Here is a 6,000-nt window from a genome sequence, read left to right on the forward strand (position 1 = left end):
AATGAGCCTCGTCAGCGATGGCGTTCCAGCGTGAGGACGGCTGCGGCGATGACGGTCATCCGGTTGGGGCTGCAGCGGGCCCGGCGGAGGATCTGCCAGGACTTGAGTCGAGCGATGCTTCGTTCGACCGTTGCTCGTGCCGCTGACAAGGCTCGGTTGATTGTCCGCTGGGTCGTGGTGAGGTCCCGGCCGGGAAGCCGACTGATGGGTGTGGTCATCCAGGAGCCGGCCCCGATGTAGGCACGGTCGGCGAGCACGGGGACGCCCTGGCGTTCGCAGATCCGGATGATGCGGTGGGCACGGGCCGCGGTCAGGTCGTGGGTGCGGCCGGGCAGCGCGGGTGAGATCCACAGCAGCTTGCCGGTGGGATCGGCCACGACCTGCACGTTCACGCCGTGACGGCGGTGCTTCTGGGAGAAGTCGGCCCGACTGTCGCCGACCCGGTCGCACTCGGCGAGCGTCCCGTCGAGCAGGACGTAGTCCGGGTCGGTCTCGCGCAGGACCCGCAGGAGGCCGGGTGCTTGGCGGGACAGGTGGCCGACGACGGCCGTGACGTAGGTGTGGGCGGTCCCCACGGATATGCCGAATCCGGCGGCGATCTGTGCGAGCGTGTCGTGCCGGCGCAGGTAGACCAGGCCGACGAGAGCACGCTGGTGAGGCGGCAGTTTGCAGCGTCGGTCACCCTCACGGGTGACGATGAGCATGGATACCCACTCGACCAGAGCGTGCGGCAAGTCGAGTGCGGCAGGACGGGGAACCAACGAGGCACCTGTGCTGATGAATTGAGACGTCGAGCACATCTCTCAACGGCACGGGAGCCTCGTGTGCTACGGGACGCTGGCCCGTCACCCGATCCGGGGAAGGGGCTGGATGAGCAACCCGTGCTCGGTCTCGACCAGGATCCCGTGTTCGACCAGCCGCTTGAGCTTCACTGGATCTGATCTTTGCAGGCGTTCTTTAGTACTCCAGTCATACTTCGCGATCTGGTTCGATGACCCACGGGACCTTCTGGCCTCAGCCGAGTCACGGAGGTGGGCGGATGGACGAGCGCACGGTCATGTTGAACGAACTCGCGCGGGGCCTGCGCCCGCTCGGGCAGGGTGTCGAGTGGTTCGAAGCCCTCCCCTCCGAGGACCAGTTCGAGGTCCTGCGGGATCTGGGCGGGCACGGCCTTCAGGCGCGCGCGACGGTGGAGGATGGGCCCGAGGGCATGCGACTCGCCGGTATCCGGCCGACGCACACCCCGGCGGTGCTGATCACGCGTGGACAGTTGGCCGGGCAGCTGACAAAGATCATCAATCTGCCGCAGCACGAGCGCGTGAAGGCGCTTCGGTTGCTGGTCGCGCTACTGGGGGTGGCGGACAAGCGCTGCCGGGAGCGGTTCTGCGCCGGCGGATGCACCCATGCATGGCACCGGTTGGCGGCAGGGGCCGATACGGAAGCGGCCACCGCGTGATCATCAGAGGTTGTGTGAGCTTCTGAAGATGGCGCCATGGCCGCGGGCCATGGCGCAGACCCTGCCCGCTGGCGGGCGATGCTCGACCAGGCCACGGCCCGCCTCGCGGGCCGGTTCCGCCGAGTGGAACCGAGGGTGACGGCACGGGCGTTCGTCCTCGGATTGCTGTCGGGCGTCGAACGCGAGAACTGCTGGCAGCTGGCCGAGGAGGCCGGCCATGCCCGCCCCGGCGCGATGCAGCGGCTGCTGCGAAGCGCACGCTGGGACGCCGACGGGGTGCGCGACGAGGTCCGTTCCTCTGAGCTGGCCCACCTCGGCGGTGACGGGGTGTTGGTTGTGGACGAGACAGGGTTCTTGAAAAAGGGCCTCCGTTCGGCGGGCGTACAGCGGTAGTACACCGGCACTGCCGGTCGGATCGAGAATGCCCGGGTCGGCGTGTTCCTCGCCTACGCATCCTCGCGGGGGCGGGCCCTGATCGACCGTCGGCTCCACCTTCCCGAGCACACCTGGTGCCGGGATCCCGATCGCCGGTCGGGCTCCGCGGTTCACGAGCAGGTGGAGTTCGCCACCAAGTCCCGCCTGGCATCGCAGATGATCGAAGCGGTCCTGGATGCCGGGTGCTCCTCCTCGTGGGTGACCGGCGATGAGGTCTGCGGCCAGGACCCCCAGCTTCGCTCCGTCCTGGAGGCACGCGGGATCGGCTACGTCCTGGCGGTCGCCTGCACCACCAAGGTGAGGATCAACGAGAACCGCACAGTGGTCAAGGCCGTCACCGTGGCCGCGTCACTGCCCCGGGACACCTGGCACAGGCAGAGCGCCGGCGCCGGCGCGAAGGGCCCGCGCTACTACGACTGGGCGTGGGTGCAGACCGGAGCGGACAAGAACCGGTGCCTGCTGATCCGCCACAACCCCGCAACCGGCGAACTCGCCTTCCATCTGTGCTGGTCCGGGTGAGGTGGCCCTGTCCGCGCTGGTGCGCGTCGCCTGGACCAGGTGGTGCACAGAAGAGTGCTTCCAAGCCGCACAAGGCCAGGTTGGCCTGGACCACTACCAGGTCCGCCACTGGACCTCTTGGCACCGCCACATCACCCTGGCCATGCTCGCGCTGGCCTTCCTCGCCGCCGTCGCCGTCAGTGCGAAGCCCAACCAGGGCACCACGGACCCGAACCGTCCAGTCCGCAGCAGCGACCCGATCGACCTGACCATCCCGGAGATCCGCCACCTCATCGGCACGCTGTTCGGACGGCCGACCGCACCTCCGCACCGCCTTCTGGCCTGGCCAACCTGGCGCAGACTCCACCAGGCACAGGCCAGAAGCTGCCACTACCGACACCAGGACGCCCCACCCACCCACGCGCCCGCCGCTCGCCACCGGCTCCCGTTTCGCGCCGACCACTGGGAGGCGCCCGGACACTCCGGCCGGGGAGGGGGAGCGCCACGGCGGCCCTGGAGCGGGGTGGGGCAGCACTGGACCCGGCGTGAACCCGAGCCCGCCCTACCCAACTGCACCACCAGCCACCAACAGCTCGAAGAAGGTAAGGGAGAGAGGGGTGTCGGCATGCCCGGGCGCCCAGAATCTTGGGACTGATCTGGGGAAATGTCGCAAGGTCGGCTGGAGGTACCGCCTGCCCGTTGTGGGCGCGCCGTACACGGGCCCAGCGGGCGCTATCGGAGCAGGACGTACAGCAAGGAGCCGACGGCGACGAGGGCCAGGAGAACCGGGAGGAAGCAACTGCTTCCTCCGGAGCTCGCGGACGCCGCGAGACTCCCCCCGCCACCGGGCGCGTCGGTCGGGAAGGTGGGGAAGCGGGGAGCGTCCCACTGGTGGGTGCCGTCGCTCTGGAGGGTGCCCAGGTGGAGACCGCCGGTCAGGCGGCGTTGCCAACGGCGGCCCGCGGCGTCGGTGAACTCGACGGCGAGCTCGGCCAGCCGGGGCGGCGTTCCTTCTGCGGGCAGTTGGATGTTCCGTGTGCTGTGGGCCTGCAGGTCGAAGGGTTCCATGGTGCTGGTCGCGGCTTCGCGGGTGTAGATCACGTGGACATCCGTGATCGGCAGTGGGGCGCCGTTGGAGACCTCACCAGCCAGGCATCCGGGGCGGCGGCCGGGTTCGCCCCCGCGAGCCGCCTGATGACTCTCGCGTGGACGGGTGCGGCCTGGGCCATCTCCTCGCGCGCCGCGATTGCCCGCAGGTTCTGCTGTTCGGCCGCTTCCTCAGCCGCAGCACGCCTGGCCGCCTCGGCGGCCGTCCCGCTTCTCCTTTGCGACCGTGCGACGGCGATCGGCAAGGCTGATCCAAAGTGCCGTCAGGCTGCTGAGCACTCCGGCAATGGCGGTAATCAACGCGATCACGCAGTCATGCTGACGGTATGTGACGACTGGTGTCTATGGTCTGTGGGAGCCTGCACGCTGTCCGGTCACTTGGCGGGCGGCGGGACGGGGTGCGGGATGGAGTCGCTCTTGAGAGGCGGCGGAAAGCGTGGCCGGCTTCGGGTGGGCCGCCGGCGACTCTGGGCGCCGCCGCGAGCCGTGGCGGGGCCGTCGGAGAACGGGTTGCCACGGCTGTGTGACGGCGCCGCGCTGCCGGTTCGGAGGCCGGGGTGACGAACGTGGGCGCGGCGGCGTTGGAGCAGGGGTGAGCAGCACCTCCTCTCCCCGCCCACGGCGCAGCGGCACCGGGTTGGCGCCGGGCGTCGTTGGTCGGGCCTTCGCCGTCGTGGTCCCCGCTTCCTTGGGCCCGGGAGTCGGTCGACGCCGACCTGCAGCGCGTGCTGGTCGGCCATCAGCGGCTGGTGGCCGCGCGGCGGGAGGCGGCATCCGAGGACTTGGACGAGGACGCTCTGGGCGTGGCGGCCCAGGAGGCCCGCCAGGACGGACAGGACCATCCCCGCACGCGCGGGAAGCAGGCCAGCGTCCGCTCGGACAGCAGGCCGGCGAAGGGACCATCCCCGCACGCGCGGGGAGCAGAGTTCGTGAGCTGCGGGTTTATCGGGCGGTGGGGCGGGATTCTGCAACTTGTTGGGATTCGGGCATATCGGGCCTTTGGGGTGCTTCATGGTGGATGCTGGAGGAGTCTATCGAGGGCCGGCTGGGGTGAGGGGCGGTATCCGGCGCGCAGGAAGTCGGAGTGGCCGACTTCCTGCGCGGTGCGAGCGGTTCAGCGTTCGGTGGGGCGGGGCGGGGTGGGTGGGTGGCCGCTCTTCGTGTGTGGTCGGTGGGGTGTTCTGCGGTGACGCGAGACGGTCTGCTGGCGCAGGGGGCGTTGAGGGAGGATTGGTCGCGGCGGGTGCTGGACGATCAAGGGAGGCCACCGATGGATGGCGAGGAGAGCCTGCGCCGCTTCGGGCTGCGCCCCGCTCGCGGGCAGCTCGACGAGATCCGCGGGCTGCTCAGGGAGCACACGGAACGTGAGCGGCGTGCTCAAGGCGAAGGCGACACCGAGCTGATGAAGCTCTGTTGCGTCCAGCTGTTCAACAGTGGTGACCTCGACGACGCCCTCCTCGTCTGGAGCGCGAAGGAGTCCAGCTTCGACGCGGCGTGCTCGATCGACATCGAGCTGCTTCTCGGTCGTGGAATCGAGGCGACGAAGGCCCACCTCTCGGCTCATCCTTCCCCGACTGCGCCGGCGGTGCTCGACCGCCTTCGCGAGCTCGAATCGGAGGGCGCGTTCGAGGGGTTCTCGGTGGAGGAACGTTCGGCCGGCTACGACCGGTACTACGAGGGGGAGTGAGTCCCGTCAATCCGAGGGGGTTCCCTGGGTGCGGGTGAGCCGCCAGATCTGGTCCACGCCGGTTCCGGCCGGGGCGGGGTGTTCGGCGGGGCGGCGGCGGTGTTCGGTGAATCCGAGGCGGGCCGGGATGGCGGCGCTTGGGAGGTTGGCCGGGTCGTGGACGATCTCGACGTAGTCGACGCCGGGGAGGCGGAAGGCCTGTTCGACCAGGGCGCGGGTGGCCCGGGTGGCCAGGCCCCGGCCGGTGGCGGCGGGGTGCAGCCAGTAGCCGATCTCGCGGCCGTTGTCCGAGGTCCCCGGGGGGCGGGACAGCATGCAGAGACCGACGATCGCCCCGTCGGCCACGATCGCGTAGCTGAACGCCTCGCCGCCGGCCCAGAGTTCCGGGCGGCGAGCGAGGAACTCGGCGGTCCTGGCCAGGCTGTGCTCGGTGACCCAGGCCATCCACGGGCGCAGGTGATCCAGTGACTCCTCGATGACCCGGAAGAACTCCGGAAGGTCCGCCTCGCCGTTGAAGCGGCGCAGCGTCAGGTCGTCCAGTTCGATCACCTGCTGTGGAAGGTCCATGCCAGGAGCATTGCGGGTGGGTCCCGCCGTCGGCAACACGATTGGCCGAGCCGTCGCCGGGAGCGCTCGAAGGCCGGTGCGGCGGCGAACGGTTGACGGTCGCCGTCGTGGTCGGTGCGGAGGCCGGCCACGACGGCGGACCCGGGTGTCGGACGCTAGGAGCTGTTCAAGGTTCGGATCTTGGCCTGGCCCTGATGGCGGGCTGGTGTGTCTGGTAGAACTCGGGGGCGTGGCGCGTTTTGACGTGACG

The 6,000-nt window shown here is 69.8% G+C and carries 6 protein-coding genes and 1 pseudogene; 3 read left to right on the forward strand and 4 right to left on the reverse strand.

Annotation, left to right across the window (positions count from 1 at the left end; all coding sequences use genetic code 11):
• Positions 1 to 11: 11 nt before the first annotated feature.
• Positions 12 to 761 carry a transposase family protein gene (locus tag ABT093_RS21825; protein ID WP_350566684.1) on the reverse strand — a complete coding sequence of 250 codons (750 nt, stop codon included), beginning with the start codon at positions 759 to 761 and terminating at the stop codon, positions 12 to 14.
• Positions 762 to 1,039: 278 nt separating this feature from the next.
• Between ABT093_RS21825 and ABT093_RS21830 the strand changes: the two genes are divergently transcribed.
• Both ABT093_RS21830 and ABT093_RS21835 read left to right on the forward strand, forming a co-directional pair.
• Complete coding sequence (locus tag ABT093_RS21830; RefSeq protein ID WP_350566669.1) at positions 1,040 to 1,456, forward strand: DUF5958 family protein; 417 nt, start codon at positions 1,040 to 1,042, stop codon at positions 1,454 to 1,456.
• A gap of 36 nt (positions 1,457 to 1,492) precedes the next feature.
• Positions 1,493 to 2,594: pseudogene (locus ABT093_RS21835) on the forward strand (IS701 family transposase); the annotation flags it as partial.
• A 527-nt stretch (positions 2,595 to 3,121) separates the two neighbouring features.
• Here the strand turns inward: ABT093_RS21835 and ABT093_RS21840 are convergent.
• Positions 3,122 to 3,490, reverse strand: a complete 369-nt coding sequence (locus tag ABT093_RS21840) for a hypothetical protein (protein WP_350566671.1) — start codon at positions 3,488 to 3,490, stop codon at positions 3,122 to 3,124.
• 177 nt (positions 3,491 to 3,667) lie between these two features.
• Positions 3,668 to 3,805, reverse strand: a complete 138-nt coding sequence (locus ABT093_RS21845; RefSeq protein WP_350566673.1) for a hypothetical protein — start codon at positions 3,803 to 3,805, stop codon at positions 3,668 to 3,670.
• 961 nt (positions 3,806 to 4,766) lie between these two features.
• Between ABT093_RS21845 and ABT093_RS21850 the strand changes: the two genes are divergently transcribed.
• Positions 4,767 to 5,183 carry a hypothetical protein gene (locus tag ABT093_RS21850; RefSeq protein WP_350566674.1) on the forward strand — a complete coding sequence of 139 codons (417 nt, stop codon included), beginning with the start codon at positions 4,767 to 4,769 and terminating at the stop codon, positions 5,181 to 5,183.
• 6 nt (positions 5,184 to 5,189) lie between these two features.
• Here ABT093_RS21850 and ABT093_RS21855 read toward each other — a convergent pair whose 3' ends face one another.
• Entirely contained in the window at positions 5,190 to 5,750 is a 561-nt protein-coding gene (locus tag ABT093_RS21855) for a GNAT family N-acetyltransferase (RefSeq protein WP_350566676.1), read from the reverse strand.
• Positions 5,751 to 6,000 lie beyond the last annotated feature (250 nt).

It is taken from the genome of Kitasatospora sp. NPDC002551 (genome assembly GCF_040296005.1).
In the GTDB taxonomy this organism is placed as follows: domain Bacteria; phylum Actinomycetota; class Actinomycetes; order Streptomycetales; family Streptomycetaceae; genus Kitasatospora.